This window comes from Variovorax sp. W2I14 (assembly GCF_050435205.1).
In the GTDB taxonomy this organism is placed as follows: domain Bacteria; phylum Pseudomonadota; class Gammaproteobacteria; order Burkholderiales; family Burkholderiaceae_C; genus Variovorax; species Variovorax paradoxus_C.
The window spans coordinates 2,753,808-2,779,768 of sequence record NZ_JBNDJX010000001.1 but is presented as its reverse complement, the minus strand read 5'-3'; the positions used below and the strand labels follow the sequence as shown (position 1 = coordinate 2,779,768).

Here is a 25,961-nt window from a genome sequence, read left to right as displayed (position 1 = left end):
ATGGCTTTCATGACGAACCAGAACGCCCTGAAGCCCGTGACGCCGGCCCTGCCTCACGACCACGACCATGGTCACGATCACTCGCACGGACCTGCGCACACCCACGCTCATGCCCATGCCGAAACGGCCTGCTGCGGCAGCCCGGTCTGCGGTTCGTCACCCACGGTAGACACCACCGACATCCCCAAGGGCGCCTTGCTCTTCCGCATTCCGACGATGGACTGCGCGGTCGAGGAATCCGAAATCCGCCGCGCCCTCGAGCCGGTGGCTGGCATCCAAGGCCTGCGTTTTCGTCTCGGCGAGCGCACGATGGCCATCACGGCCGACGATGGCGCGTTGCCCCAGGCGCTCGATGCGATCCGCAAGGCTGGCTTCAAGCCCGAGCCTGTCGGCGACACGGCCGCGCCGGCCGCCCCTGCGCGCATCGCGGGAATGAGCACCGGCCTCGCGCGCCTTGTCGCCGCATTGGTGCTGGCCATCGCGGCCGAATCGATCTCCTTCCTGGCCCTCGACGGCAAGGGCTTCATGGCGGCCGAGATGGTGCTCGCGCTCGCGGCCATCGGGCTGGCCGGCCTCGACACCTACAAGAAGGGTTTCGGCGCACTGGTGCGCGGGCGCCTGAACATCAACGCGCTGATGGCCGTCGCCGTGACCGGCGCCTTCGTCATCGGCCAGTGGCCCGAGGCGGCGATGGTGATGGCGCTCTATGCGATTGCCGAGCTGATCGAGGCCCGCGCGGTCGACCGCGCCCGCAACGCAATCCAGAGCCTGCTCGCGCTAGCGCCCGAGCAGGCCGAAGTCAAACAGCCCGACGGCAGCTGGCAGACCGTGAGGGCCGACGCCGTGGCGCTCGATGCCATCGCACGCATCCGCCCCGGTGAGCGCGTGCCGCTCGACGGCGTGGTGACCGCGGGCCTGAGCGCCATCGACCAGGCGCCGGTCACGGGCGAGAGCATTCCGGTCGACAAGACCGTGGGCGACCCGGTCTTCGCTGGCACCATCAACCAGACCGCCGCGCTGGAATTCCGCGTCACGGCGGTGGCGGCCAACACCACGCTCGCGCGAATCATCCACGCGGTCGAGGAGGCGCAGGGCAAGCGCGCGCCCACGCAGCGGTTCGTCGACAAATTCGCGTCCATCTACACGCCCGCGGTCTTCGTGCTGGCGCTGGCGATCGCGCTGTTCACGCCACTCTTCATGGACTGGACCTGGCTGCAGGCCATCTACAAGGCGCTGGTGCTGCTTGTCATCGCCTGCCCGTGTGCGCTGGTGATCTCGACGCCCGTCACGGTCGTGAGCGCGCTCGCATCGGCGGCGCGGCGCGGCATCCTGATCAAGGGCGGCACCTATCTCGAGGAGGCGCGCAAACTCAAGGCGGTGGCGCTCGACAAGACCGGCACCATCACCGAAGGCAAGCCGAAGCTGGTTGAGTCGACGCTGCTCGATGCATCGGGCAGCAACGAGGCGGCGGTGTTCGCGATCGCCGCTAGCATCGCAGGCCGCTCGGACCACCCCGTGTCGAAGGCCATCGCCGAAGGCCTGAAAGGCGAGCGCGAAGAAGTCGGCGACTTCACCGCGCTGCCGGGACGCGGCGTTCAGGCCGTGCTTTCAGGCCAGACCTACATGCTCGGCAATCACCGGTTGATCGAGGAGAAGGGCTTGTGCACTCCGGCACTCGAAGCCGAGCTCAAGCGCCACGAGGAGGCCGGCCGCACCGTCACCTTGCTCGCATCGAGCCAGGCCGTGCTCGCGTTGTTCGCTGTCGCCGACACGATCAAGGAATCGTCGCAAGCCGCCGTGGCTGAATTGCGCGCCCTCGGCGTCGTGCCCGTGATGCTCACCGGCGACAACGCCGCCACGGCCAGGACCATCGGCGGCCACGCCGGCATCGAGGACGTGCGCGGCAACCTGCTGCCCGAGGAAAAGCTCGGCGCCATCAAGGCGATGCAGGAGCGCTACGGCGCCGTCGCGATGACCGGCGACGGCATCAACGACGCACCGGCGCTCGCGCAGGCCGACATCGGTTTCGCCATGGGTGGCGCGGGCACCGACACCGCGATGGAAGCGGCCGACGTGGTCATCATGAACGACGACATGCGCCGCATTCCCGAGACCATCCGCCTCTCGCGCCGCGCGCACGCGGTGCTGTGGCAGAACATCACACTGGCGTTGGGCATCAAGGGCGTGTTCTTCGTGCTCGCGGTGTTCGGCAGCGCGACGATGTGGATGGCGGTGTTCGCGGACATGGGCGCGAGCCTCCTGGTGGTGGCGAACGGGCTGCGGTTGATGCGAAGCGAGAAGAACCAAGGCTGAGGCGCTACCAGCGCGCCGCCCATTTCTCCAGCGGCACGCGCGCCGCATTGCATACGTAGCTCACCGCGTGGTACCAGCCCGCGATCATCATCAGCTCGATCAGTTGCGCATGAGTCCAGTGTTCGCCGAGCGATTGCCAGAGCGCGTCGTCGATGTCGCTGCGGTCGTGCAACTGGTCGACCATCTGCACCAGCAGCCGGTCGCGCGGCGCGAGCAGTTCCACGTCTTCGATCACCGACGCCATCACGCGCCGGTCGACCTCGCTGAACCCGGCCGCGTCGGCGAAGGCGGCCACGTGCACGCCCCATTCGTACTCGGCGCCGCAGCGGGCGCAGGCGCGGGTGATCACCACCTCGCGGTCGCGCAGGCTGACCGCCGCCTTGCGACCCAGCAGATAGCGGCCCAGCCCCAGCGTTCGCTCCGCGAGTTCGGGGTTGATGGCCAGCACGCGGAAGAGCGCGAGGATCTCGGGCCTTCCGGGCGGATTCATGCGCGCCAGCAGGTCGGCGATCGGCTCGGGAAAGGGCGCTTCGAGCGGTGGAATGCGAGGCGTGCGAGCGCTTGGCATGGCGGCAGTCGTCATGGTCGGAATCCTTCGTAGAATGCGTTGAAATCGCTACGGAAAGCGTAGCGATCCGGCGCAGTCTATCGCTACGCAATCCGTAGCGCAACAGCGGCCGTTCGATCACCGAAAGCACGACATGGACAACAACGAAGAAGACGCATCGGTCTCGCAGCCCGCGGTTGCAGCAGCAGCGCGGCGGCCCATCATGCGGCTGCTGGAGCAACTGGGCCGCAAGGGCACGCTGCGCATCCTGTGGGAGCTGCGCGACGGCGCGCCGCAGAGCTTCAGGGCGCTGCGGGTGAACACGGACGACATGTCGCCCTCGGTACTGAACGACCGGCTCAAGGAGTTGCGCGCAGCCGGCATCGTGGAGCTTTCGGGCGCGGGCTACGTGCTCACCGAAGCGGGCGGCGAGCTCGTCAAGCGGCTGACGCCGCTCAACCAGTGGGCCAGCCGCTGGATCGAATAGCCCGAAAGGCCAACGCTAAAACGGCCGCGTATTTCATCTGCAATCGTTCCGGCTTCATCTGAATCGGCCGCGCCGCGCGCGCAATTCGTGCGCAACGCGCGCTTCGCAAAGTAGAGCCCGAATCGACACCGATCCAGGCACCGCACCCGTTGCCTGGCTCACCCAGTGTTGGCTCGGGGCCTGCCGGACGCGTATCTGCTGGCGCACCCCTTCTACTTTTTCAGATGCGCATCTAGAAGGAAACGATCATGAAGAAACTCAATGCCGCCATGGCGGCCCTTGCCGCCACCCTGATGCTCACCGCTGCCGGCGCCGCCTCGGCCCAGAGCCTGACCCGCGCCGAAGTCGTCGCGCAACTGAAGGCGGCCCAGGCCAGCGGCCAACTGGCTGCACTGACGGGCGAAGACAGCGGCTCGGCCTACCTGTCGCGCCACTTCCAGTCGAGCGAACCGCGCGCCGAGGTGAAGGCCGAACTGGCACAGGCCAAGGCCGATGGCTCGCTCGGCGTGCTGGCCGCCACCGACAGCGGCTCGGCGTACCTCTCGCGCAACTTCAAGTCGACCGAACCGCGCGCCGAGGTCAAGGCCGAGCTGGCCACGGCCGAGAAGAGCGGTCATTTCGACGCGCTCTATGGCGAAGACAGCGGCTCGTTCTTCCTCGCGCATGGCGGCGACGCCGGGGCGACGAACAGCGCCGTCGCGATGGCCACGCCACAAAGCGCAGGCCAGTGAGCGCGACGACACCGCGCCGGCGGCGCGGCATCGCGCTGGCGGCCGCAGCGGTCGCGGCGCTGGTCGCTGCCGTGGGCGTGCTGCCCGCGGCGGCCGACTCGATCGCCGCCGCCTTCGCCGCCGAGAACGACGCCGCCATGAACCGGATGATGGCCGCGATGGAGATCAAGCCCTCCGGCGACGTCGATCGGGATTTCGCCGCGATGATGATTCCGCACCACCAGGGCGCGATCGAGATGGCAGAGACCGAGTTGCGCTACGGCCGCAACGAGCAACTGCGCCGCATCGCGCAGGAAATCATCGTCGAGCAGCAGCAGGAGATCGCGGCGATGCACCTCGCGCTCGGCCAGCCGCTGCCGCCTTCGACGCCTGCGCCGACGCAGGGCCTTTTCTCCGCCACCGACACAACAACAAATTCCTTGCCGCATCCACACACGATGCTCGGCATGCACATGGAGCACCGAGACACCCCATGACCAACCCCGTTCGTCACGCCGCCGCGCTGCTGTGCGCATCGCTCGCTATTGCCGCCTCGTTCGCCCACGCTGGCCAGGCCCCCGGCGCCGCCGCGTCCGCCGACTTTTCGGTGAGCCACCGCGACCGGCTCTACGCCGCCGAACAGTTCTCCAACACCGTCTCCGTGACCGATCCGGTCGACAACAAGCTGCTGGGCGTGATCCGTCTCGGCGATCCGTCGCCCGGCAACTTCAGCCCGCTCTACAAAGGCCAGGTGCTGGTGCACGGCATGGGCTTCTCGCCCGACCATCGCACGCTGGCCGTCGTGTCGATCGGCTCGAACTCGGTGACCTTCATCGACACCGCGACCAACGCCGTCAAGCACACGACTTACGTCGGCCGCTCGCCGCACGAGGCCTTCTTCACGCCCGATGGCAAGGAGGTGTGGGTCACGGTGCGCGGCGAGAACTACGTGTCGGTGATCGACGCGGCCACCTTCGAGGAAAAGACCCGCATCGTCACGCCCGCCGGCCCCGGCATGCAGATCTTCTCGCCCGACGGCAAGTACGGCTACGTGTGCTCGTCGTTCAACCCCGAAACGGTCGTGATCGACACCGCGACGAAACAGATCGTCGGCCGCGTGAAACAGGACAGCCCGTTCTGCCCCAACATCGCCGCCACGCCCGATGGCAGGCAGGTGTGGTTCACCCTCAAGGACGTGGGCCGCACCATGGTGTTCGATGCGAAGCCGCCGTTCGCGGTGATCAAGTCGTTCGACACCGGGCCGATCACCAACCACGTCAACTTCGCCGCCACGAAGAAGGGCACCTTCGCCTACGTGACCGTCGGCGGGCTCAACCAGGTGAAGGTGTTCCGCACCGACGATTTCTCGCAGGTCGCGACCATTCCGGTCGGCAAGCTGCCGCACGGCATCTGGCCTTCGGGCGACGGCTCGCGCATCTACGTGGGGCTGGAGAACGCCGACGCGCTCGCCGTCATCGACACCGCGACGAACAAGGTCGTCGGCGAAGTGCCCATCGGCCAGGCCCCGCAGGCGATTGCCTATGTGCCGAATGCGGTGCCGGAAGGCGATGGCATGCAGGGGCTGCAGCCGCTCGGCGTGGCGGGGCAGGCCGCGCACCTGACGCTCGTGGCCGTGCAGGGCGACAAGGCGGGCGCGCCCACCAGCGTGACGCTGTTCGACCAAGGCTTGACGCAGGTGCTCCAAGCATCCGCGACGGGGCTTGAACCGAAGTCGCCCTATGTGCTGGCACTCGCGGAGCAGCCCGATGGCGGCGGTGCGCTGCAGCCGCTCGCCAACTTCATGACCAACCCGGCGGGCTCGGCCATCGTGAATGCCATCGGGCCGATCCGGCAGATCGTGCAGTCGAATGCGGAGGCCTCGCGCCGCTACCTCGTGATCGCACCGCAGGTCGCGGGCCAGCCCGGCAAGCCGGTGCAGGTGCAAGGCCTCTGAAGCTGCTGCTTCAGTTCAGCGCGTCGACCTGCGTGTCGAACACGTAACCCGCACCGCGCTCGGTGCGGATGAACTGCGGCGTGGAGGCATCGACCTCGATCTTTCGCCGCAGACGCAGGATCTGCACGTCGATCGACCGGTCGTACACCTCCGCGCCGTGCAGGCGCGAGAGCTCGAGCAACTGGTCGCGCGAGAGCACGCGCTGCGGTGCCTCGCACAACGCCAGCAGCAGGTTGAATTCGCCGTTGCTCAGCTCCACCCGCCGGCCGTCCGGCGCGGTGAGGCGGCGCACCAGCACGTTCAGTTCCCAGCCTGCGAAGCGATAGGCCCGGCGCTCGGTGCCGCCCTTGGCCGGCGCTGCCGCGGTGGCGTCGCGCTGCACCTGGTATCGCCGCAGCACCGCGCGGATGCGTGCGAGCAGCTCGCGGTTGCTGAAGGGCTTGGTGATGTAGTCGTCGGCCGCGATTTCCAGGCCCATGACGCGGTCGGCCTCGTCGCGCTTGCCGGTCACGATGATGACGGGAATGGCGCTGCTCTCGCGCAGGTGGCGCGCCAGGTGCATGCCGTCTTCGCCGCCCAGGCGCAGGTCAAGCACCACCAGGTCGATGACCGACTCCGCGAGCACCTTCTTCATCTCGGCGCCCGAGACGGCGGTGGTCACGCGCAGCTCGTTCTCGGTGAGGTACTCGGCCATCAGTTCGCGGATGGCCGGGTCGTCGTCGACGACAAGGATGTGGTGGCTGGCGCTCATGGAGCCGAAGGGTAATGCAACTTCGCTGCGCGCGGCGTACCGCCGGATTACAGATGAAATGCCCGCGCCGCGGCCGACATGAGGGCGGCATGTGCGGCAGCGCCAATAGCTTCATGGCGGCAACTTGCGTCGCCCGCACCGAACAGAGAGAGGCCATGCCGACCGTCGTAGTGATCGAGGAAGATAGCGCCATGCGAACACTGATTTGCGAATGGCTGCTGGGCGAGGGCTACGCCGTGCAAGCACTGCCCGCGCAGGGCGCGTCCAGCGGTGCCGATGCGGACCTCGTGATCGTCGATGTGCCCGATCTGCGGGGCGGCGGCGCTGACACGGTGCGGGCCGTGCGGGCCGGCTACCCGCGGGCGGCGCTGATCGGCCTCTCGACCCGCCTCGGCCGCAGCCTGCACAGCGATTCGAACCCGGCCCGCGCGCTCGGCCTGCGCCGCCTCGTCGCCAAGCCCTGCGCGCGCGGCGAATTGCTGCAGGCCGTGGCCGACACCCTCGGCACCGCCCACTGATTGCCCCCATGAAATCCGCCGACCGCCTGCGCCGCCGCATCGTTGCCGCCGGCGTGCTGTTGATCGCCGCGTGCATCGGCTCGGCCGGCTACGACGGCTGGCGGCTGCACCAGCAGATCATGCTGGCCAACGAGCGCGAACTCGGCAACCTGGCCAAGGCGCTGGCCGAGCAGTCGCTGCGCAGCATGCAGGCGGTCGATGTGGTGCTGCGCGACACCGCGAGCTGGTACGCGGCAGCCAGCGGCGACTTCGGCCCCGGCGAGGTGTCGCCGGGCCTGGCCTCGCGCACGGTCGGCGTGCCGCAGGTGAGCGTGCTGACCGTCGTCGATGCCCACGGCATGCAGCGCCACCGCTCGCGCGACACGGGCGGGCCGCTGTCCGATGTGTCCGACCGGCCGTACTTCACCGCGCAGCGCGATTCGCGCGACACGGGGCTTTTCATCAGCGAGCCGATGACCACGCGCACGGAAGGCATGCCGGGGCTGGTGGTGTCGCGCCGCATCGACGGGCCGAACGGTGCGTTCGCCGGCGTGGTCACCGCCATCGTCACGCTGCAGCACCTGGAAGGCATGTACTCGGCGATCCAGCTCGGCGACCGCAGCTCGCTGCTGCTCACGCTGAGCGACGGCACGCTGGTGGTGCGCCAGCCGGGGCCCACCGATCCGGCGAAGAAGCTGAGCTTTCCCGAGCTCGCGACGCTGAAGGAAGGCGGCAAGGTGGCGCGCGCCGTCAACCCGATGGACGGCCGGGCCAAGCTGATCGCCGCGGTGGGCGTGGGCAAGCGGCCGCTGATCCTGGCCGTCATGCGCGACGAAGAAGAGGCGTTGCGGCCCTGGTACGACGAGATGTGGAGCTCGGGCATCCGCACGGTGCTCTTGATCCTGCTGGTGGTCCTCACCATCGTCGGGCTGCTGCGCCAGCTGCGCCGGCAGGAGCGCGGCGAGCTGGCGCTGCGCCAGAGCGAGGAGCGCTACGCCATGGCCATGGAGGCCGCGAACGAAGGCCATGCCGAATGGAACGTCGCGCAAGACTCGGTGTTCGTCTCCGACAAGTGGCGCGCGCTGCACGGCGTCGATGCGTCGGCGCCGCTGGGCACCTCGGCCGACGTGCTGCGCCATGTGCACCTGCACCCCGACGACGCGCCGCACGCCAGGGCCGCCATCGACGACCACCTGGCCGGCCGCACGCACGCGGTCGAACTCGAATACCGCGTGCGCCACGCGGGCGGCGACTGGCGCTGGATCCACGCGCGTGGCCGCTGCGTGCGCGACGACGCCGGCGCGGCGCTGCGCCTCTTCGGCGCCGCCACCGACGTGAGCGACCGCAAGCTCGCCGAGGCCGACAAGACTCGGCTCGAAGCACGCTTGCAGCAGACGCAGCGGCTCGAGGCGCTGGGCACCTTGTCGGGCGGCATCGCGCACGACTTCAACAACATCCTGGGCGCCATCCTTGGCTTCGGCGAAATGGCGCAGCAGCAGGCCGAGCCCGGCAGCGCCATGCGCCGCCACATCGACCGCGTGATGCAGGCCGGCGCCCGCGCGCGCCTGCTGGTGCGGCGGATTCTCGATTTCAGCCGCAGCGGCATCGCCGAGCGTGTGCCGGTCAATATGCAGGCGCTGGTCGAAGAGGTGATCGCTATGCTCGTGCCCACGCTGCCGCCGGGCCTGCGCGTGGACGCGCGGCTGCAGTCCGGCAGCGCGGCCGTGGTGGGCGACGGCACGCAGCTCTACCAGGTGGTGATGAACCTCTGCACGAACGCCGTGCAGGCCATGGGCAAGGTGAGCGATGAGGGCGTGGTGAGCCTCAGGCTCGACCGCGTGGACATCGCCGAGAAGCGCTCACTGCTGCACGGCGACATCGCGGCCGGTTCGTACGTGCGCCTGGACGTGGGCGACACCGGCCCGGGCATTTCGCCCGAGGTGCTGCAGCGCATGTTCGATCCGTTCTTCACCACCAAGAAGGTGGGCGAGGGCACGGGCCTCGGCCTCTCGGTGGTGCACGGCATCGTGGCCGACATCGGCGGCGCCATCGACGTGGCGACCGGCGAGGGCCGGCCGACCGTGGTGTCGGTGTGGCTGCCGGTGCTGCAAGGGCAGACGGCGGAGGGCGGGCCGGCGCAGGCACCGCTGGACACCGTGCCCGGCTGCCCGCGCGGCAACGGCGAGGTCGTGATGATCGTGGACGACGAGCAGCCGCTGCTGGAGTTGGCCGAGGAACTGCTCGCGAGCCTGGGCTACGAGCCGGTGGGCTTCGGCACCAGCGAGCGCGCGCTGGCCGCGTTCGAGGCCGATCCGCGGCGCTTCGACGCGGTGCTCACCGACGAGATGCTGCCCGGCATGCCCGGCAGCGAGCTGGCCCGGTTGCTGCGGTCGAAGCGGCCCGAGCTTCCCGTGGCGCTGGTGAGCGGCAACGTCAACGTGGCGCTGGAACAGCGGGCGCGCGATGCGGGCGTGGCAGAGGTGCTGCACAAACCGCTGGGGCTGCAGGAGCTGGCCGAGTGCCTCGCGCGCATCCTGGCGGCGCGCCGCCCGGATTGAACCGGGCTCCGTGCGGCACTAACATCGGCGGCCACGCCCCGCCGGCTTTCGCGTTCCGAACCCATCTCCCATGTCCGTCACCACCCTGCTGCTGCAACTCGTCGTCATCCTCACCACCGCGCGCCTCTGCGGCTGGGTGCTGCGCTACCTGGGACAACCCAGCGTGGTGGGCGAGATGGCCGCGGGCCTGATGCTCGGCCCGGCCGTGATGGGCGCTCTCTTTCCTTCGCTGCATGCGCAGCTCTTCGCCAAGGACCTGCTGCAAGGCCTGTCGTCGCTGTCGACGGTCGGGCTGGTGCTTTTCATGTTCGTCGTCGGGCTGGAGCTGCGGTCCTCGCAGAACATGCGTTCGCAGATCAAGGCGGCCGGCGCCGTGGGCGTGCTCAGCGTGATCGTGCCGCTGGCGCTGGGCCTGGCGATTTCGCCGGCGCTGTACCCCACGCTCGCGCCGGCCGGCGTCGCGTTCTGGCCGTTCGCGCTCTTCATGGCGGCGGCGCTCTCCATCACGGCCTTTCCCGTCATGGCGCGCATCCTGAAGGACCGCGGCATGACGCGCACCTCCTTCGGCCAACTGTCGTTGAGCGCCGCGGCGGTGGTCGACGTGTTCGCCTGGGTCCTGCTGGCTTTCGTGGTGGCGATGGTGGGCGCGGGCGAAGGCTATGCGGGGCTCATCAAGATCACGGTCGGCGTGGTCGTGATGCTGGCCTTCCTGTTCTTCGGCCTGAAGCCAGCCTTCGCGTGGCTGCTGCGCGTGAAGGCGCCCGATGGCGAGCCTTCGACCACGGTGATGGCCTCGCTGATGATCGGTTTGCTGGTCACCGCGCTGCTCACCGAATGGCTGCACCTGCACGCGGTGTTCGGCGCCTTCCTCTTCGGCGCCTGCCTGCCGCGCGACGACCGCCTCCTGCGTTCGCTGAGCGAGCGCATCGAACCCATTTCCATCGTCGTGCTGATGCCGCTGTTCTTTGCGCTCGCCGGGCTGGGCACCACCGCCAATGCGTTCAACGGCGCGAGCCTCGGCGCGATGCTGCTGATCATCGGCGTCGCCACCATCGGCAAGATCGCCGGCGGCGCGGCCGGTGCGCGCATGGCGGGCTACAGCTGGCGCGACAGCATGGCCACGGGCTCGTTGATGAATGCGCGCGGGTTGATGGAACTGATCGTCATCAAGATCGGTTTCGACGTGGGCCTGATCGGCCCCGAGCTCTTCACGATGCTGCTGGTGATGGCGCTCGCCACGACTGCGATGACCGGGCCGTTGATGACGCTGTGCCTTGGCCGCAAGGCAAAACCTGTTGCGGACGCGGCGCCTCCCGCCGAAGCCGAGGCGCACGCCAAGCCCTGAAGAGAAAAAACCGCTCACGCTGAGCTTGTCGAAGCGCCGCGCAAGGCTTCGACAAGCTCAGCCCGAACGGTTGGGATGGCCTCCACCCGAACGGTTGGGATAGCCTCCACCCGAACGGTTGTGATGGCCTTGGCCACGAACTGTTGTGGTGGCCTTGCCTCAGCCGGCGCGGCGCACCGTGAAGCCGATGCGCGTTTCCCCACCTTCGCTCGACGCGAACACGCGCCCGCCGTGCATGCGCGCGATGGCCTCGACGATGGACAGGCCCAGCCCGTGGTGCCGGGTCGATCCGTCGCGGGCCTGCGCGGCGCGGTAGAAGCGCTCGAACAGGCGGGGCAGGGCGGCCGGATCGATCGGCTCCCCGCGGTTCACGACCGAGAGCACGAATTCGTCGCGCTCCTCTTTCAGCTCGATGCGGATGGCCGACGCCGGCGCGGCGAAGCGGATCGCGTTGCCCAGGAGGTTGGAGAGCACTCGTCGAACGAGCGAGGCATCCACATCGGCCATCGCATCGCCGGCCACTTCGGCCTTCAAGCCGGCCTCGTCGAGCATCGCGTCGTAGAAGTCGATCACGTCGCGCGCCTGCGCCGCGAGGCTCACGACGGCGCGCGAGCGTGTCGAAGTACCGCGGTCGGCCTTGGAGAGAAACAGCATGTCGGTGACGATGCCCGAGAGCCGGCCGATCTCCTCGAGGTTGGAGGTCAGCACGCCCTGCAGCTCCTCGTTGGAGCGTTGCCGCGTGAGCGCGAGTTCGGTGGAGCCGATCAGGTTGGCGAGCGGCGTGCGCAGCTCGTGCGCCACGTCGGCGTTGAAGGATTCGAGCTGCACGTAGGCCCGCTGCACGCGCAGCAGCAGCGCATTGAACTGGGTGATCCACGGACGAAGCTCTTCGGCGAAGGCCAGTGCATCGATCGGCTGGTTGGCCTTGTCCGGCGCCATGGCCGCGGTGCGGTCGGCCAGCGCCTTCAGCGGACGCAGCCCGCGCCGCACCAGCCACATGCCCGTGAGCGATACCAGCGCGGCGCCCAGCACCACGGCGCCGAGCAGCGTCCATGCGAGCCGTTCGAGCAAGCGTGCTTCCTGCCTGCGCGACGTTCACGCCGAGCTGCACCTGCAGGTTGGTTGTCAGCCCACCTTGCTGCCAGGGCACCGTCAGGTCGCGGCGCAGCCAGCGGCCACCGGTGGTCGGCCGCGACTCGAAGAGGCGTTTGCCCGCATGCGAGATCGACAGGCTCACGTCGTCCTGCAGCGAGAAAAAGTCGTCGAGCTTGTGCTTGAGAAAGACGAGGTCGCCGCCTTTCTCGGCCTCCTTCAGCAGGTGCTGCACGAGCACCGCTTTCCGGTCGAGTTCGTCATCCTGCTTCTCGCCGAAGTTCCAGGCCGTCACGAGGTAGATGGCCAGGCAGATGACGCTGAGGCCGAAGAGCGTCTGCGCGGCGATCCAGAGCGAGAGCCGGCTCTGGATCGATTGCGGACGCGGGCTCATGCCCAGGAGCGGTCTTCCAGCACGTAGCCCATGCCACGCACCGTGTGCAGCAGCTTCACTTCGAACGGATCGTCGATCTTGCTGCGCAGGCGCCGGATGGCCACTTCCACCACGTTGGTGTCGCTGTCGAAGTTCATGTCCCACACCTGCTCGGCGAGCGTGGTGCGCGAGAGGATCTGGCCGCGCCGGCGCAGCAGCACCACGAGCAGGGTGAACTCCTTGGCCGTGAGGTCGAGCCGCGCGCGATTGCGAAACACCTTGCGGCTCGCCATGTCGAGTTCGAGGTCGGCAAGGCGCAGCACGGTGGAGTCCTGTGCCTTGCCGCGCCGAAGCAGCGCCTGCACGCGGGCCAGCAACTCGGAGAAGGAGAAGGGTTTGACGAGGTAGTCGTCGGCGCCTTGCTGCAGGCCCTGCACGCGGTCTTCGACCTTGTCGCGTGCGGTGAGCACCAGCACGGGCACGTTCTTCGTGCGGCGTATCGCCTGGAGCACGGTGAAGCCGTCGATGCCGGGCAGCATCACGTCGAGCAGGACCAGTGCGTACTCTCCCTCGGTGGCGAGGTACCGGCCCTCGATGCCGTCGCGGGCAATGTCGACGACGTATCCGTTTTCCTCCAGCCCTTTTTTGAGGTAATCGCCCAGTTTGGGTTCGTCTTCTATGACAAGGATTCTCATTGTCGGATCGTACCCAATAGCTCTCAAAACACTGGTTACGATTTAGTAATCCTATTGACGGACGAAGCGCCGTCTGCAGGTCGTACATTGCGCCGGGCCCTCTGTTCGCAGGGCTTTTTACGTACGGGGCTTTGCACCCCGTCGATATACTTTTTGGCTCATGCGTCGCTGGCTCCTCATCTTTTTGCTGCTCCTCTTTCCGTTCCAGCTCAGCTGGGCGGCGTCGGCAGCGTATTGCCAGCACGAGCGCGACACGCAGCCCGAGCACTGGGGCCACCACCAGGACGAGCCCAACAACAACACCGACCGCACGCACAACGCCGGCGGTGGCGCGAAGCAGGACACCAGCACGCAGCCGAACGGCGCGGTCGGCCATTGCATCGTCAGCCACTTCGGCGCTGCGCAGCATGTGGACATGGCGGCTGGCAATGCCGTCGGCGCGCTGCAGTTGCCCCAGGTGCTGCATGCCAAAACGGAAGACCGTTTCATCTCGCATGTCTCCGAAGTCCCCGTGCGACCCGCACGGACTCTCGCCCTCTGATTCGGCGAGAGAACACCACCCACCACTGATCCCTTTCATCAGCTGAGCTCTCGCCGAATTCGTCCGTCCGTTGTTTCGCAACCCAGGAGAATTCGATGCGCACGCTCTTCGTGCCGCTGGCCATATTGGCCTTGGCGGTACCCCCGGCCCATTCACAGCAATTGCAGCAGCCGCAGACCGCTGCGGGCCTTCCGACTTCATCATCCCGCCCGGCCGCCAGAACGCTGGAGCCCGCCGGTCCGCTGACCCTTCGCAGCGCCGTCGCGATGGTGCTGCAGTCCAACCCCAGCCTGTCCGCCGCCTCGCGCGAGCAGGAAGCCACCGAGGGCGCCATCGTCCAGGCCGGCGCCTGGCCCAACCCCGTGCTCGACGCGCAACTGGAAGACCTGCGGCGCGACAACCGCACGACCACGCTGCAACTGAGCCAGCCCATCGAGCTGGGCGGCAAGCGCGCAGCCCGCGTGACCGCCGCCGAGCGCGCGCGCGACCAGGCCGCATCGGCGCTGGTGGCGCGCCGCTCGGAACTGCGGGCTTCGACGGTCACGCTGTTCTTCGAGGTGCTGACTGCGCAGGAGCGCCTGCGGCTCGCGCAGGACTCGGTCGGCCTCGCGCAGATCGCAACGAAGGCGGCCGCCAACCGCGTCACGGCCGGCAAGGTCTCGCCGTTGGAGGAAACCCGCGCACGCGTGGCCGAGGCCGGTGTGCGCGTCGAGCTGCTGCAGGCCGAGGGCACGCTGCGCTCCGCGCGCCAGCAATTGGCCGCGCTGTGGGGCAACCCGGTGCCGCGCTTCACGCAGGTGGACGGCGCAGTCGATCAGTTGCCGACGCTTGCTTCGCCCCAAGACGTAGAAGGCCGGCTCTTCGCCGCGCCAGTGCTGCGGCAGGCACGGCTCGAAGTCGAACGGCGCGAGGCGCTCTCCAGCCTGGAGCGGGCCAAGCGCATTCCCGACATCACCGTGTCGCTCGGCGCCAAGCGCGTGCCCGCGTCTACCGACACCGAAGCTGCGAGCAGCCGCCGCAATCAGGTCGTCGTCGGGCTCTCGGTGCCGCTGCCGATCTTCGACACCAACCGAGGCAACCTCGCCGAGGCCCTGAGCCGCGAGGAAAAAGCGCGAGACGACCTCGCCGCCGCCGAGCTGCAACTGGGCGCCGACATAGCGCAGGCGACCGAACGCCTGCGTTCGGCGCGCGCCACGGCCGAAACGCTGCAGCGCGATGCGCTCCCCGGCGCCGAGACCGCCTACAAGGCCGCGACCAAGGGCTTCGAGCTCGGCAAATTCAGCTTTCTCGAAGCGCTGGATGCGCAGCGCACGCTGTTCCAGGTGCGGAACCAATACCTCGTGGCGCTGGCCGATGCGCACCGCGCGGCCGGCGAACTCGACCGCCTGCTCGGCACCGACGGCGAAGAAACCCTGCATGCGACGCCGGTCGCACGCTGACAAGGACACCCCAGATCATGAACACGCAAGAAGAACGCAAGACTTTCACCGAGCGCACCAGCAAGAAGCAGTGGATGGCCGTCGTGGCCATCCTGGTCCTGGGCTTCGCGGCCGGGGCGCTGATCCTGCGCACCGATCCGGCCAAGCCCCAGGCGGCTGGTCACTCGGAGGCCGGCGGGCACGCCGACGGCGAGCATCACGAGGAAGGGAAAGCCGAGGGCAAGGACCATGGCCACGAGCACGGCCATGAAGAGGCCAAGGGCCATGGCGACAAGGAGCACCACGGCGAGGAGGCGGCCAAGGAGAAGGGCGCTCCCGCTGAAGCGAAAGCTGAATCGAAGGAGCACAAGGAAGACGAGGAAAAAATCCCCTTCACCGACGAGCAGGTCAAGGCCGCCGGCATGGCGATCGAAAGCGCTGGCCCCGCGCGCATCAAGACCTCGCTGCAATTGCCCGGCGAGATCAAGTTCAACGAAGACCGCACGGCGCACGTGGTGCCGCGCGTGGCGGGCGTGGTCGACAGCGTGTCGGCCAACCTGGGGCAAGAGGTGAAGCGCGGCCAGGTGCTCGCGGTGCTGTCGAGCCCGGGGCTTTCAGAGCAGCGCAGCGCGCTGCAATCGGCGCAGCGCCGGCTGGAACTGGCTCGCACCACCTACGAGCGCGAGAAGAAGCTCTGGGAAGAAAAGATCTCGCCGCAACAGGATTACCAGCAGGCGCAGCAGGCGATGCAGGAGGCGCAGATCGCCGTGGCCAACGCCAACCAGAAGCTCTTGGCGCTGGGCGCCACGCCGGGCTCGGCCGCGCTCGGCCGCTACGAGCTGCGCGCGCCCTTCGACGGCATGGTGGTCGAGAAGCACATCTCGCTCGGCGAATCGGTGGGCGAGGCCGTCAACGTGTTCACCATCTCCGACCTCTCGACCGTGTGGGCCGAGATCAGCGTGGCGGCCAACAACCTGAACCTGGTGCGCATCGGCGAGCCGGTGACCATCCGCTCCAGCGCCTTCGACCAGACGGCCAGCGGCACCGTGTCGTACGTGGGCTCGCTCATCGGCGCGCAGACGCGCACGGCCACGGCGCGCGTCACGCTGACCAATCCGCAGCGCGTGTGGCGCCCGGGCCTGTTCGTGAACGTGGAGCTGGTGTCGTCCGAGGCGGATGCGCCCGTCACCGTGGCGGCCGAGGCGGTGCAGACGGTGGAGGAGAAACCCACGGTCTTCCTCAAGGTGCCCGGCGGCTTCATGCCGCAGCATGTGCAGACCGGTCGCAGTGATGGCAAGCGCATCGAGATCGTGGGCGGCCTGAAGCCCGGCGCGGCCTACGCTGCGAGCGGCAGCTTCGTCATCAAGTCGCAGCAGGGCAAGAGCTCCGCCACGCACACCCACTGAGGACGCCGCATGTTCGAACGCATCATCGGCTTCTCCATCGCGCAGCGCTGGCTCGTCCTGCTTGCCGTGCTCGGCATGGCCGCGCTCGGCGTCTTCAGCTACCAGAAGCTGCCCATCGACGCGGTGCCCGACATCACCAACGTGCAGGTGCAGATCAATACGTCGGCGCCCGGCTACTCGCCGCTCGAAGCCGAGCAGCGCGTGACCTATCCCATCGAGACGGTGATGGCCGGCCTGCCGGGCCTGCAGCAGACCCGCTCGCTCTCGCGCTACGGCCTCTCGCAGGTGACGGTGATCTTCGAGGACGGCACCGACATCTACTTCGCGCGGCAGTTGGTGAACGAGCGCATACAGTCGGCGCGCGAGAGCATGCCCAGCGGCATCTCGCCGGTGATCGGGCCGATCTCCACGGGCCTCGGCGAAATCTATCTCTGGACCGTGGAAGTGGAAGAGGGTGCGAAGAAGCCGGACGGCAAGCCCTACACGCCCACCGACCTGCGCGAGATTCAGGACTGGATCATCAAGCCGCAGTTGCGCAACGTGAAGGGCGTGACCGAGATCAACTCCATCGGCGGCTACGACAAGGAATACCAGATCGCGCCCGACCCCGCGAAGCTCCTGGCGCACGGCCTCACGATGACCGACCTGGTCACCGCGCTGGAGCGCAACAACGCCAACGTGGGCGCGGGCTACATCGAGAAGCGCGGCGAGCAGTACCTCATCCGCGCGCCGGGGCAGGTGAAGTCGGTGGAGGACATCGGCAACGTGATCCTCGGCAATGCCGGCGGCATTCCGCTGCGCGTGCAGGACGTGGCCGAGGTCGGCATCGGCCAGGAGCTGCGCACAGGCGCGGCCACCGACAACGGCCGCGAGGTGGTGCTGGGCACCGTCTTCATGCTGATCGGCGAGAACAGCCGCACCGTGTCGCAGGCCGTCGACAAGAAGATGCAGGAGGTCAACCGCACGCTGCCCGCGGGCGTGAAGGCGGTGACGGTGTACGACCGCACGGTGCTGGTCGACAAGGCCATCGCGACGGTGAAGAAGAACCTCTTCGAGGGCGCGGTGCTGGTGATCGCGATCCTGTTTCTTTTTCTCGGCAACATCCGCGCGGCGCTGATCACCGCGCTGGTGATTCCGCTGTCGATGCTCTTCACCTTCACCGGCATGGTGAACCAGAAGGTCAGCGCCAACCTCATGAGCCTCGGCGCGTTGGACTTCGGCATCATCATCGACGGGGCGGTGGTGATTGTGGAGAACTGCGTGCGCCGCCTCGCGCATGCGCAGGCCAAGCATGGCCGGCCGCTGACGCGCAGCGAGCGCTTTCATGAAGTGTTCGCCGCCTCGCAGGAAGCGCGGCGCCCGCTGCTGTTCGGGCAGCTGATCATCATGATCGTATACCTGCCGATCTTTGCGCTCACAGGCGTGGAGGGGAAGCTCTTCCACCCGATGGCCTTCACCGTGGTGATTGCGCTGGTGGGCGCGATGATCCTGTCGATCACCTTCATTCCCGCGGCCGTGGCGCTCTTCATTGGCAACAAGGTCAGCGAGAAGGAAAACCGGCTGATGACGTGGGCCAAGCGCGGCTACGAGCCGCTGCTCGCGCGCGTGATGACGGCCAAGCCGCTGGTGATCACGATGGCTGCGGTGGCGGTGGTGCTCTCGGGCCTGCTGGCGACGCGACTGGGCACCGAGTTCGTGCCGAGCCTGAGCGAAGGCGATTTCGCGATCCAGGCGCTGCGCATTCCGGGCACCAGCCTCACGCAGTCGGTCGAGATGCAGAAGCAACTCGAGCGCACGCTGAAGGCGAAGTTTCCGGAGATCGAGCGCGTGTTCGCGCGCACCGGCACGGCCGAGATCGCATCGGACCCGATGCCGCCGAACATCTCCGACGGCTACATCATGTTGAAGCCCGAGAGCGAGTGGCCCGCGCCGAGGCGCACGCGCGCCGAGTTGCTGACGGCGGTGCAGGAAGAGGTCGAGAAGCTGCCGGGCAACAACTACGAGTTCTCGCAGCCGATCCAGTTGCGCTTCAACGAACTGATCTCCGGCGTGCGCAGCGACGTGGCGGTGAAGATCTTCGGCGACGACATGGCGGTGCTCGACAAGACGGCCGCTGAAGTGTCGAAGGTGCTCACCGGCATTTCCGGCGCGGCCGAGGTGAAGGTCGAGCAGACCACGGGCCTGCCGATGCTCACGGTGAACATCGACCGCCAGAAGACCGCACGCTATGGCCTGAACGTGGGCGATGTGCAGGACGCGATTTCCATCGCGGTCGGCGGCCGCGAGGCGGGCACGCTGTTCGACGGCGACCGGCGCTTCGACATCCTCGTGCGCCTGCCAGAGAACCTGCGCACCGATCTGGAGGCGATCAAGCGGCTGCCGGTCGCGCTGCCCAAAGGCGCGGGCGGGGAGGGGCTGCGCACCAGTTTCATTCCGCTCGGCGAAGTCGCCACGCTGGAGCTCGCGCCCGGCCCGAACCAGGTGAGCCGCGAGAACGGCAAGCGCCGCATCGTCGTGAGCGCCAACGTGCGCGGCCGGGACCTCGGCTCCTTCGTGGCCGAGGCCGAAGAAGCGATGCGCAAGGTGACCATTCCCACCGGCTACTGGACCGTGTGGGGCGGCCAGTACGAGAACCTCGCCTCGGCCACGCAGCGGCTGCAGGTGGTGGTGCCGGTGTCGCTGCTGCTGGTGTTCACGCTGCTGTTCGCGATGTTCGGCAATCTGAAGGACGGCCTCTTGGTGTTCACCGGCATCCCGTTCGCGCTCACCGGCGGCATCGTGGCGCTGTGGCTGCGGGGCATTCCGCTGTCGATCTCGGCGGCGGTCGGTTTCATCGCGCTCTCGGGCGTGGCGGTGCTCAACGGGCTGGTGATGATCTCGTTCATCCGCAACCTGCGCGAAGGCGGACTGCCGCTGGACGCGGCGATCCGCGAAGGCGCGCTCACCCGGCTGCGGCCGGTGCTGATGACGGCGCTGGTCGCGTCGCTGGGTTTCGTGCCGATGGCGATCGCCACCGGCACCGGCGCCGAGGTGCAGCGGCCGCTGGCGACAGTGGTGATCGGCGGTATCCTTTCTTCGACCGCCCTGACGCTGCTGGTGCTTCCGCTGCTCTATCGCATCGCCCACCGACGCGACGAAGACGAAGAACTGCAGGACGCCCGCGATCGGCGGCACGGCGCACCGCTCGATCCTTCTCCCGGTTCCCAAGGAGTGACGATCCATGGCACATGAACATTCCCACGCCGTCGGCGGTAACGAGAAGGCGCTGCGCTGGGCCTTGCTGCTCACCACGCTCTACCTCGTGGCGGAGGTGGTGGGCGGGCTGGTGTCGGGGAGCCTCGCGCTGCTCTCGGACGCGGCCCACATGTTCACCGACACCGTGGCGCTCGCGATCTCGCTGGCCGCCATCTGGATCGGCAAACGGCCGGCCGACAAGCGGCGCACCTTCGGCTACTACCGCTTCGAGATTCTCGCGGCCGTGCTCAACGCGGTGCTGCTGTTCTTTGTCGCGATCTACGTGCTGTATGAGGCGTACAGGCGCATCTCGGCGCCGGCGGAGATCCAGTCGACGATGATGCTTTTCGTCGCGGTGGGCGGGCTGGTCGTCAACCTGATCGGCATGCGCTTGCTCGCGAGCGGCAAGGACAAGAGCCTCAATGTGAAGGGCGCGTATCTTGAGGTGTGGGCCGACATGCTGGGCTCGGTCGGCGTGATCGTCGGTGCGCTGGTGATTCGCTTCACCGGGTGGGCGTGGGTCGATTCGGTGATTGCGGTGGCCATCGGGCTGTGGGTGCTGCCGCGCACCTGGCGCTTGTTGCGCGAGAGCCTGAACGTGCTGCTGGAAGGCGTGCCCGATGACGTGGACCTGCCTGCCGTCGAAAGTGCGCTGCTTGGCAGCGAGGGCGTCGCGAGCTTGCACGACCTTCATGTGTGGGCGCTGGCTAGCGGCAAGGTGAGCCTGAGCGTGCATGTGGTGTGTACGCCTGAAGTGGGCGACATGGCGCCGTTGATGCTGCAACTGCGCGCGCTGCTGGCCGAGCGCTTCGATATTCATCATTCGACGGTGCAGGTGGAGCGTGTGCCTTGCGAGCAGGCGGTGGACAGCCACGGCTTTGGGCCTGCAATAGCGACTCCCTAGCGCAACCGATCGGTCGATTCCGGGATTTTTCGGTCCCGCTGTCACAAACGCCCCCGACTGGACGTCTTCCTTGCATGGACGCCCACGGGGGCGTTCTTTTGTGACTCCATCCACCAAGGAATCGACCATGAAGATCGTCATCATCGGAGGCTCCGGCCTCATCGGCTCCAAGCTCGCTGTGCTGCTGCGCAATGCCGGCCACGAGGTCAACGCCGCCTCGCCCTCCACGGGCGTCAACACCCTCACCGGGGAGGGCCTGAAAGAAGCGCTGGCGGGTGCCCAGGTCGTCGTCGACGTGGCGAATTCGCCTTCGTTCGCGGACGAGCCCGCGCTGAATTTCTTCGACACCGCGGGTCGCAACCTGCTCGCCGCCGAGGCGGAGGCTGGTGTCGCGCACCACATCGCGCTGTCGGTGGTCGGCACCGACCGTCTGCTGGCCAGCGGCTATTTCCGCGCCAAGCAGCGTCAGGAGGAGCTGATCGAGGCTTCGCCCGTGCCCTGGACCATCGTGCAGGCCACGCAGTTCTTCGAGTTCGCGGCCGGCATCGCCGACGGGAGCGTGCGGGACGGCGAAGTGCGGCTGTCTAGCGCGCTGATCCAGCCGATGGCGGCGGACGACGTCGCCGCCGCACTCGCTGTGGTGGTGGGCGAATCGCCCGCGCGGCACCGGATCGAAATCGCGGGGCCCGAGGCAGCGCCGCTCGATGCACTGGTGCGCCGCCTGTTCGCTGCGACCGGCGACAAGCGGCCGGTCGTCACCGATGCCGAAGCCAGCTACTTCGGCGTGCAGCTCGACGACCGCTCGCTGACGCCTGGCACCGGTCCGCGCCTCGGGACGACCCGCTTCGCGGACTGGCTTGCGCAGCGTGCGCGCGCCTGAGCCGCTGGCGACCTGCTGATCTATTCATTCATTGATTCAAGGCCCGCCACACGGGCCGGAAAGACAACCCATGACCCGCTTCCAGAAGACCTGCATCTCCCTCGGTCTCGCACTCGGCATGTTCGCCGCGGTGCCCGCCGTGGCCGCACCCGAAGCCGCCGCGACCGTCCTCATGACGAAGGACCTGGCGGACATGCCCGGCAAGGAGGCGATCTCGTTCATCGTCGACTTTCCGCCGGGCTCCGTCGATCCGGTGCATCGTCACGACGCCCACGCGTTCATCTACGTGCTCGAAGGATCGATCGTGATGGGCGTGAAGGGCGGCAAGGAGGTCACGCTGACCCCTGGCCAGACCTTCTACGAAGGCCCGGGCGATATCCACACCGTCGGCCGCAACGCCGGCAAGACCAAGCCCGCGAAGTTCCTGGTGACGATGGTCAAGGACAAGGGCGCGCCGTTGCTGACGCTGGTCAAGTAGCCGCAGTGTTCAGCGCGGCGGCCGAATTGCCGACTTCGGCCTGAAAGCCTTGCAGACCGCGTCGTCGGTTTCCATGTACGGCCCACCGATCAGGTCGATGCAGTAGGGCACCGCCGCGAAGATGCCGGGCACGACCTGTGCGCCGTCGGCATCCTTCAGCCCTTCGAGCGTTTCGGCGATCGACTTGGGTTGGCCCGGCAGGTTGATGACGAGGCTCTTGTCGCGGATCACCGCCACCTGGCGCGACAGGATCGCGGTCGGCACGAAGCGCAGGCTGATCTGGCGCATCTGTTCGCCGAAGCCGGGCATTTCCTTGTGGGCGACAGCCAGCGTGGCCTCGGGGGTCACGTCCCGGAGGGCCGGGCCGGTGCCGCCGGTGGTCAACACCAGCGAGCAGCCGGCGTCGACCAGTTCGATCAGCGTGGCACTGATCAGGGCGGTTTCGTCGGGAATCAGCCGGGCCTCGAATTCGATGGGGTTCTTCAGCGCCCGGGCCAGCCATTCCTTCAGCGCGGGAAGGCCCTTGTCTTCATAGGTGCCGCTGGAGGCGCGGTCGCTGACGGAGACGATGCCGATGCGGACCGGATCGAACTGCGACGACGAACTCATGCGTCCTCTTCCCGGTCCTGCGCGGCGGCGGCCGCGGCGTGGTCGTCGCCGCCGTGCACTGCCAGTTGCTCCCGCACCAGCTGGAAGATTTCCCGGTAGGCCTTGCCCTGGCGGGGCGCCTCGCCGGCCGGGCCCGTCTTCATGTCCTTGCGGGCCTGGCGCACCAGGGCGCGCAGTTGCTGGGAGTCGGTGGCGGGGTGGGTTTCGATCCAGCCGCCGAGGGCGTCGTCGTCGGCAATCAGGCGGTCGCGCCAGCGTTCGGCCTCGTGCAGGGCGGCGGTTTCGGCGGCCGGCGTGCTGTTCTGCTCGGTCAACGCGAGCTTCACGGCTTCCAGCGTGGGCTCGTCGAGCTTGCGCATCAGCTTGCCGATGAACTGCATCTGGCGGCGCTTGCCCTCGAAGTTGGTGATGCGTTTGGCCTCGGCGATGGCGTCGACCAGCTTTTCGTCCAGTTGGAGGGCGTCGAACAGGGCGGCGCGCAGCGTGAGCAGCTCGGTGCCGAGCTTCTGCAGTTCGTCGCTTTCGCGCTTGAGATCGGTGCGGCTGGCATCGTCGGTGCCCTTGAGCTCGCGCTTGAGCTCCAGGTCGAGTTCGCTGCCTTCGGCAACGAACTGGCCACGGACGAAATAGCCTTTTTTGGGTTTGCGGGACATGTGGGTGGATTCTGGGCCGCGACGTGCGGCGTTGCAATGCGTGCAACAGGACAGCGAAGACAGCGGGAAGCTGGGGGAAAACCGGGAAATGGGGGGCGCAAGTATCATAGCCACCACATGACGACATCCTCCTCGCGCGCCGATTCCGGCTTCGCCTACAGCCGCTCCTTCTTCGAAAACCTGGTCGACACGGCCCTGGCCCACGCCAAAAAGCTCGGTGCGACCGATGCCGGCGCCGAGGCCTCCGAGGGCTGCGGCCTCAGCGTCTCGGTCCGCAAGGGCGAGCTCGAGAACGTCGAGCGAAACCGGGACAAGTCGCTCGGCATCACGGTCTACGTGGGCCACCGCCGCGGCAACGCGAGCACCTCCGATTTCTCCGAGGGCGCCATCAAGCAGACCGTGCAGGCCGCTTACGACATCGCCCGCTTCACCGCCGAAGACCCGGTGAGCGGTCTTCCCGACGAGGAAGACATCGCCAAGGAACACCCCGAGCTGGACCTGTTCCACCCCTGGGACGTGACCAGCGAGCAGGCCGCCAAGCTGGCGCTGGAGTGCGAAGCGGCCGCCCTCTCGACCGACAAGCGCATCACCAACAGCGAAGGCGCGGGCGTCTCGGCCCAGCAGAGCCATTTCTTCAGCGCCCACACGCACGGTTTCCGCGGCGGCTACGCCAGCTCGCGGCATTCGATTTCGGTGGCGCCCATCGCCGGCAAGGGCGACAACATGCAGCGCGACGCCTGGTACAGCTCCATGCGCTCGGCCGACGAACTCGCGAGCCCGCAGGCCGTCGGCCGCTACGCCGCCGAACGGGCCTTGAGCCGCCTGAAGTCGCGCAAGATCAAGACCACCGAATGCCCGGTGCTGTTCGAATCGCCGCTGGCCGTGGGCCTCCTGGGCGGGCTGGTGCAGGCGGTGAGCGGCGGAGCGCTGTACCGCAAGAGCACCTTCCTGCTCGATTCGCTCGGCAAGCCCGTGCTGCCCAAGCACATCGACATTGCCGAAGACCCGCATGTGATGCGCGGCAAGGGCAGTTCGCCCTTCGACGACGAAGGCGTGACCACGCGCGCCCGCAAGGTGGTCGATGCCGGCCGGCTCGAGGGCTATTTCCTCTCCACCTATTCGGCCCGCAAGCTCGGCATGAAGACCACCGGCAACGCCGGCGGCTCGCACAACTTGACGCTGAGCTCGCGCCTGACGAAGCACGGTGACGACCTCGACGCCATGCTCGCCAAGCTGGGCACGGGCCTCTTCGTGATCGAGCTGATGGGGCAGGGCGTGAACTACGTGACCGGCGACTATTCGCGCGGCGCCAGCGGCTTCTGGGTCGAGAAGGGCCGCATCGCCTTCCCCGTGCAGGAGATCACCATCGCCGGCAACTTGAAGGACATGCTGATGGGCATTGAAGCCATCGGCGCGGATGCCTACACTTTCGGCGCCAAGACCACGGGGTCGATTCTGGTCAACCGCATGAAGGTGGCCGGCGCCTGACGGGCGCCTTCTGCCCGCACCGGCAACGTCGCATGCTCGAAAGCAACCCGTGGTCACATCCAGGGAGACGCCATGAGCAAATACAACAATGCGAGAAAGCCGGAACTCGAGCATGAGTTGATGCGCGACCCCCGGCTCGGCTTCGAGCCGGCGGGCGGCAGTTCGGTGCGCTGCCTGCAGCACGGCGTGCCATGGCCGTTCGACTGCTGGCACTACCACGACGAATACGAGCTGCAGATCATCAACCGCAGCAGCGGCGATGCCTACGTCGGCAATCACATCGGACGCTTCGAGCCCGGATACGTCGCCCTGGTCGGCGGACGGTTGCCGCACACCTGGATCTCGCACGACGTGCCGCCCGAGGGCATTGCCGACCGCAGCATGGTCATTCATTTCCGCGACGAGCCGCTGCGCAAGGCCTCGGGCCTGTTCCCCGAACTGGAAGCGGTGCTGCCGATGCTCGATCGCGCACGGCTGGGCATCGAGTTCTTCGGCATCAGCGCGCGGATGCGGGAGCGCTTCGCACGGGTGCAGGGCCAGGAGGGCATGGCGAGGCTCTCGGAATTCATCGGGGTGCTGCACGAGCTGGCGAACTGGGAAGACTGGCGTCAGATATCGAGCGCGGCCGGCCCGCTGGACGATGACCCGAGCGCCAACACCCGCATGCGGCGCGTGCTCGACTACCTCGATGCGCACCTGACCGAAGAGCTCTCGCTGCCGGCCGTGTGCGCGGTGGCCAACATGGCCGAGAGCAGCTTCTCGCGCTACTTCCACAAGCACATGGGCAGCACCTTCACCGACTTCGTCACGCGGCTGCGCATCACGAAGGCCTGCGAGATGCTGCAGACCTCCGACCGGCTGGTGAGCGACATCTGCTACGAGGTGGGTTTCGCGAACCTCGCGAATTTCAACCGTCGCTTCCTGCATCTCAAGGGCATGACGCCCTCGGCCTACCGCCAGCAGGCGCAGGACCGCTTCGGCCTGCGGACGGCGCAGAACACGCCGCTCGCGGCCACCACAGCCTGAGT

General features: G+C 67.8%; 24 protein-coding genes. 18 read left to right on the top strand and 6 right to left on the bottom strand.

Annotated features, from left to right (window positions below; genetic code table 11):
• The first annotated feature begins 9 nt into the window (after nucleotides 1–9).
• Nucleotides 10–2,313 (top strand): heavy metal translocating P-type ATPase, encoded by a 2,304-nt coding sequence (locus tag QF040_RS12895; RefSeq protein ID WP_429611342.1) that lies wholly within the window; start codon nucleotides 10–12, stop codon nucleotides 2,311–2,313.
• Nucleotides 2,314–2,317: 4 nt separating this feature from the next.
• On the opposite strand, the gene QF040_RS12890 is transcribed toward QF040_RS12895, so the two are convergent.
• The gene (locus QF040_RS12890; RefSeq protein ID WP_429611341.1) at nucleotides 2,318–2,896 is read right to left on the bottom strand and encodes a carboxymuconolactone decarboxylase family protein; all 579 of its coding nucleotides are present in this window, start codon (nucleotides 2,894–2,896) and stop codon (nucleotides 2,318–2,320) included.
• Nucleotides 2,897–3,014: 118 nt separating this feature from the next.
• Here QF040_RS12890 and QF040_RS12885 point away from each other — a divergent pair, with 118 nt between their 5' ends.
• The 4 genes from QF040_RS12885 (at nucleotide 3,015) to QF040_RS12870 (ending at nucleotide 6,011) form a co-directional block, all read left to right on the top strand.
• A complete protein-coding gene (locus tag QF040_RS12885) occupies nucleotides 3,015–3,347 on the top strand; it encodes a winged helix-turn-helix transcriptional regulator (protein WP_429611340.1) in 333 nt (110 codons plus the stop codon).
• A 248-nt stretch (nucleotides 3,348–3,595) separates the two neighbouring features.
• A complete protein-coding gene (locus QF040_RS12880) occupies nucleotides 3,596–4,078 on the top strand; it encodes a hypothetical protein (protein ID WP_429611339.1) in 483 nt (160 codons plus the stop codon).
• Nucleotides 4,075–4,554 carry a DUF305 domain-containing protein gene (locus tag QF040_RS12875; RefSeq protein ID WP_429611338.1) on the top strand — a complete coding sequence of 160 codons (480 nt, stop codon included), beginning with the start codon at nucleotides 4,075–4,077 and terminating at the stop codon, nucleotides 4,552–4,554. The genes QF040_RS12880 and QF040_RS12875 overlap by 4 nt, the downstream gene beginning before the upstream one ends.
• On the top strand, nucleotides 4,551–6,011 hold the full coding sequence (locus QF040_RS12870) for a YncE family protein (RefSeq protein WP_429611337.1): 1,461 nt from the start codon (nucleotides 4,551–4,553) through the stop codon (nucleotides 6,009–6,011). Before QF040_RS12875 ends, QF040_RS12870 begins: the two co-directional genes overlap by 4 nt.
• Before the next feature lie 10 nt (nucleotides 6,012–6,021).
• Here QF040_RS12870 and QF040_RS12865 read toward each other — a convergent pair whose 3' ends face one another.
• Nucleotides 6,022–6,762, bottom strand: a complete 741-nt coding sequence (locus tag QF040_RS12865) for a response regulator (RefSeq protein WP_429611336.1) — start codon at nucleotides 6,760–6,762, stop codon at nucleotides 6,022–6,024.
• A 191-nt stretch (nucleotides 6,763–6,953) separates the two neighbouring features.
• Between QF040_RS12865 and QF040_RS12860 the strand changes: the two genes are divergently transcribed.
• From QF040_RS12860 to QF040_RS12850, 3 genes are all read left to right on the top strand, one after another.
• Nucleotides 6,954–7,280, top strand: a complete 327-nt coding sequence (locus QF040_RS12860; protein WP_429611335.1) for a hypothetical protein — start codon at nucleotides 6,954–6,956, stop codon at nucleotides 7,278–7,280.
• An 8-nt stretch (nucleotides 7,281–7,288) separates the two neighbouring features.
• On the top strand, nucleotides 7,289–9,817 hold the full coding sequence (locus QF040_RS12855; protein ID WP_429611334.1) for an ATP-binding protein: 2,529 nt from the start codon (nucleotides 7,289–7,291) through the stop codon (nucleotides 9,815–9,817).
• A gap of 70 nt (nucleotides 9,818–9,887) precedes the next feature.
• Entirely contained in the window at nucleotides 9,888–11,162 is a 1,275-nt protein-coding gene (locus tag QF040_RS12850) for a cation:proton antiporter (protein ID WP_429611333.1), read from the top strand.
• A gap of 159 nt (nucleotides 11,163–11,321) precedes the next feature.
• Here QF040_RS12850 and QF040_RS12845 read toward each other — a convergent pair whose 3' ends face one another.
• Nucleotides 11,322–12,233, bottom strand: coding sequence for a heavy metal sensor histidine kinase (locus QF040_RS12845; RefSeq protein ID WP_429611332.1), 912 nt, complete (start codon nucleotides 12,231–12,233; stop codon nucleotides 11,322–11,324).
• A gap of 145 nt (nucleotides 12,234–12,378) precedes the next feature.
• Here QF040_RS12845 and QF040_RS12840 point away from each other — a divergent pair, with 145 nt between their 5' ends.
• On the top strand, nucleotides 12,379–12,675 hold the full coding sequence (locus tag QF040_RS12840) for a hypothetical protein (protein WP_429611331.1): 297 nt from the start codon (nucleotides 12,379–12,381) through the stop codon (nucleotides 12,673–12,675).
• Here QF040_RS12840 and QF040_RS12835 read toward each other — a convergent pair.
• On the bottom strand, nucleotides 12,645–13,322 hold the full coding sequence (locus QF040_RS12835; RefSeq protein WP_429611330.1) for a heavy metal response regulator transcription factor: 678 nt from the start codon (nucleotides 13,320–13,322) through the stop codon (nucleotides 12,645–12,647). The genes QF040_RS12840 and QF040_RS12835 overlap by 31 nt on opposite strands.
• A 160-nt stretch (nucleotides 13,323–13,482) precedes the next feature.
• Here QF040_RS12835 and QF040_RS12830 point away from each other — a divergent pair, with 160 nt between their 5' ends.
• From QF040_RS12830 to QF040_RS12800, 7 genes are all read left to right on the top strand, one after another.
• Nucleotides 13,483–13,863: a hypothetical protein gene (locus QF040_RS12830; protein ID WP_429611329.1), complete on the top strand. Its 381-nt coding sequence runs from the start codon at nucleotides 13,483–13,485 to the stop codon at nucleotides 13,861–13,863.
• A gap of 95 nt (nucleotides 13,864–13,958) precedes the next feature.
• Complete coding sequence (locus tag QF040_RS12825; RefSeq protein WP_429611328.1) at nucleotides 13,959–15,302, top strand: TolC family protein; 1,344 nt, start codon at nucleotides 13,959–13,961, stop codon at nucleotides 15,300–15,302.
• 17 nt (nucleotides 15,303–15,319) lie between these two features.
• Nucleotides 15,320–16,687, top strand: a complete 1,368-nt coding sequence (locus QF040_RS12820; RefSeq protein WP_429611327.1) for an efflux RND transporter periplasmic adaptor subunit — start codon at nucleotides 15,320–15,322, stop codon at nucleotides 16,685–16,687.
• Between the two features lie 9 nt (nucleotides 16,688–16,696).
• Nucleotides 16,697–19,918 carry a CusA/CzcA family heavy metal efflux RND transporter gene (locus tag QF040_RS12815; RefSeq protein WP_429611326.1) on the top strand — a complete coding sequence of 1,074 codons (3,222 nt, stop codon included), beginning with the start codon at nucleotides 16,697–16,699 and terminating at the stop codon, nucleotides 19,916–19,918.
• Nucleotides 19,908–20,825 carry a cation diffusion facilitator family transporter gene (locus QF040_RS12810; RefSeq protein ID WP_429611325.1) on the top strand — a complete coding sequence of 306 codons (918 nt, stop codon included), beginning with the start codon at nucleotides 19,908–19,910 and terminating at the stop codon, nucleotides 20,823–20,825. The genes QF040_RS12815 and QF040_RS12810 overlap by 11 nt, the downstream gene beginning before the upstream one ends.
• 127 nt (nucleotides 20,826–20,952) lie before the next feature.
• Entirely contained in the window at nucleotides 20,953–21,705 is a 753-nt protein-coding gene (locus QF040_RS12805; protein WP_429611324.1) for an SDR family oxidoreductase, read from the top strand.
• A 70-nt stretch (nucleotides 21,706–21,775) separates the two neighbouring features.
• Nucleotides 21,776–22,183 (top strand): cupin domain-containing protein, encoded by a 408-nt coding sequence (locus QF040_RS12800; RefSeq protein ID WP_429611323.1) that lies wholly within the window; start codon nucleotides 21,776–21,778, stop codon nucleotides 22,181–22,183.
• Between the two features lie 9 nt (nucleotides 22,184–22,192).
• On the opposite strand, the gene mog is transcribed toward QF040_RS12800, so the two are convergent.
• Together mog and yjgA are read right to left on the bottom strand one after the other, a co-directional pair.
• A complete protein-coding gene (mog, locus tag QF040_RS12795) occupies nucleotides 22,193–22,792 on the bottom strand; it encodes a molybdopterin adenylyltransferase (RefSeq protein ID WP_429611322.1) in 600 nt (199 codons plus the stop codon).
• Complete coding sequence (gene yjgA, locus QF040_RS12790; protein ID WP_013542458.1) at nucleotides 22,789–23,445, bottom strand: ribosome biogenesis factor YjgA; 657 nt, start codon at nucleotides 23,443–23,445, stop codon at nucleotides 22,789–22,791. The genes mog and yjgA overlap by 4 nt, the downstream gene beginning before the upstream one ends.
• Before the next feature lie 117 nt (nucleotides 23,446–23,562).
• On the opposite strand from yjgA, the gene pmbA reads away from it, so the two are divergent.
• The gene (gene pmbA, locus QF040_RS12785) at nucleotides 23,563–24,933 is read left to right on the top strand and encodes a metalloprotease PmbA (RefSeq protein WP_306878923.1); all 1,371 of its coding nucleotides are present in this window, start codon (nucleotides 23,563–23,565) and stop codon (nucleotides 24,931–24,933) included.
• A gap of 72 nt (nucleotides 24,934–25,005) precedes the next feature.
• Nucleotides 25,006–25,959: an AraC family transcriptional regulator gene (locus QF040_RS12780; RefSeq protein ID WP_306878922.1), complete on the top strand. Its 954-nt coding sequence runs from the start codon at nucleotides 25,006–25,008 to the stop codon at nucleotides 25,957–25,959.
• Nucleotides 25,960–25,961 lie beyond the last annotated feature (2 nt).

Coding starts and splice junctions, on each gene's coding strand:
- QF040_RS12895 (WP_429611342.1), top strand. CDS start 10: ATGACGAACCAGAACGCCCTGAAGCCCGTGACGCCGGCCCTGCCTCAC.
- QF040_RS12890 (WP_429611341.1), bottom strand. CDS start 2,896: ATGACGACTGCCGCCATGCCAAGCGCTCGCACGCCTCGCATTCCACCG.
- QF040_RS12885 (WP_429611340.1), top strand. CDS start 3,015: ATGGACAACAACGAAGAAGACGCATCGGTCTCGCAGCCCGCGGTTGCA.
- QF040_RS12880 (WP_429611339.1), top strand. CDS start 3,596: ATGAAGAAACTCAATGCCGCCATGGCGGCCCTTGCCGCCACCCTGATG.
- QF040_RS12870 (WP_429611337.1), top strand. CDS start 4,551: ATGACCAACCCCGTTCGTCACGCCGCCGCGCTGCTGTGCGCATCGCTC.
- QF040_RS12865 (WP_429611336.1), bottom strand. CDS start 6,762: ATGAGCGCCAGCCACCACATCCTTGTCGTCGACGACGACCCGGCCATC.
- QF040_RS12860 (WP_429611335.1), top strand. CDS start 6,954: ATGCGAACACTGATTTGCGAATGGCTGCTGGGCGAGGGCTACGCCGTG.
- QF040_RS12855 (WP_429611334.1), top strand. CDS start 7,289: ATGAAATCCGCCGACCGCCTGCGCCGCCGCATCGTTGCCGCCGGCGTG.
- QF040_RS12850 (WP_429611333.1), top strand. CDS start 9,888: ATGTCCGTCACCACCCTGCTGCTGCAACTCGTCGTCATCCTCACCACC.
- QF040_RS12840 (WP_429611331.1), top strand. CDS start 12,379: ATGCGAGATCGACAGGCTCACGTCGTCCTGCAGCGAGAAAAAGTCGTC.
- QF040_RS12835 (WP_429611330.1), bottom strand. CDS start 13,322: ATGAGAATCCTTGTCATAGAAGACGAACCCAAACTGGGCGATTACCTC.
- QF040_RS12830 (WP_429611329.1), top strand. CDS start 13,483: ATGCGTCGCTGGCTCCTCATCTTTTTGCTGCTCCTCTTTCCGTTCCAG.
- QF040_RS12825 (WP_429611328.1), top strand. CDS start 13,959: ATGCGCACGCTCTTCGTGCCGCTGGCCATATTGGCCTTGGCGGTACCC.
- QF040_RS12820 (WP_429611327.1), top strand. CDS start 15,320: ATGAACACGCAAGAAGAACGCAAGACTTTCACCGAGCGCACCAGCAAG.
- QF040_RS12815 (WP_429611326.1), top strand. CDS start 16,697: ATGTTCGAACGCATCATCGGCTTCTCCATCGCGCAGCGCTGGCTCGTC.
- QF040_RS12810 (WP_429611325.1), top strand. CDS start 19,908: ATGGCACATGAACATTCCCACGCCGTCGGCGGTAACGAGAAGGCGCTG.
- QF040_RS12805 (WP_429611324.1), top strand. CDS start 20,953: ATGAAGATCGTCATCATCGGAGGCTCCGGCCTCATCGGCTCCAAGCTC.
- QF040_RS12800 (WP_429611323.1), top strand. CDS start 21,776: ATGACCCGCTTCCAGAAGACCTGCATCTCCCTCGGTCTCGCACTCGGC.
- mog (WP_429611322.1), bottom strand. CDS start 22,792: ATGAGTTCGTCGTCGCAGTTCGATCCGGTCCGCATCGGCATCGTCTCC.
- yjgA (WP_013542458.1), bottom strand. CDS start 23,445: ATGTCCCGCAAACCCAAAAAAGGCTATTTCGTCCGTGGCCAGTTCGTT.
- pmbA (WP_306878923.1), top strand. CDS start 23,563: ATGACGACATCCTCCTCGCGCGCCGATTCCGGCTTCGCCTACAGCCGC.
- QF040_RS12780 (WP_306878922.1), top strand. CDS start 25,006: ATGAGCAAATACAACAATGCGAGAAAGCCGGAACTCGAGCATGAGTTG.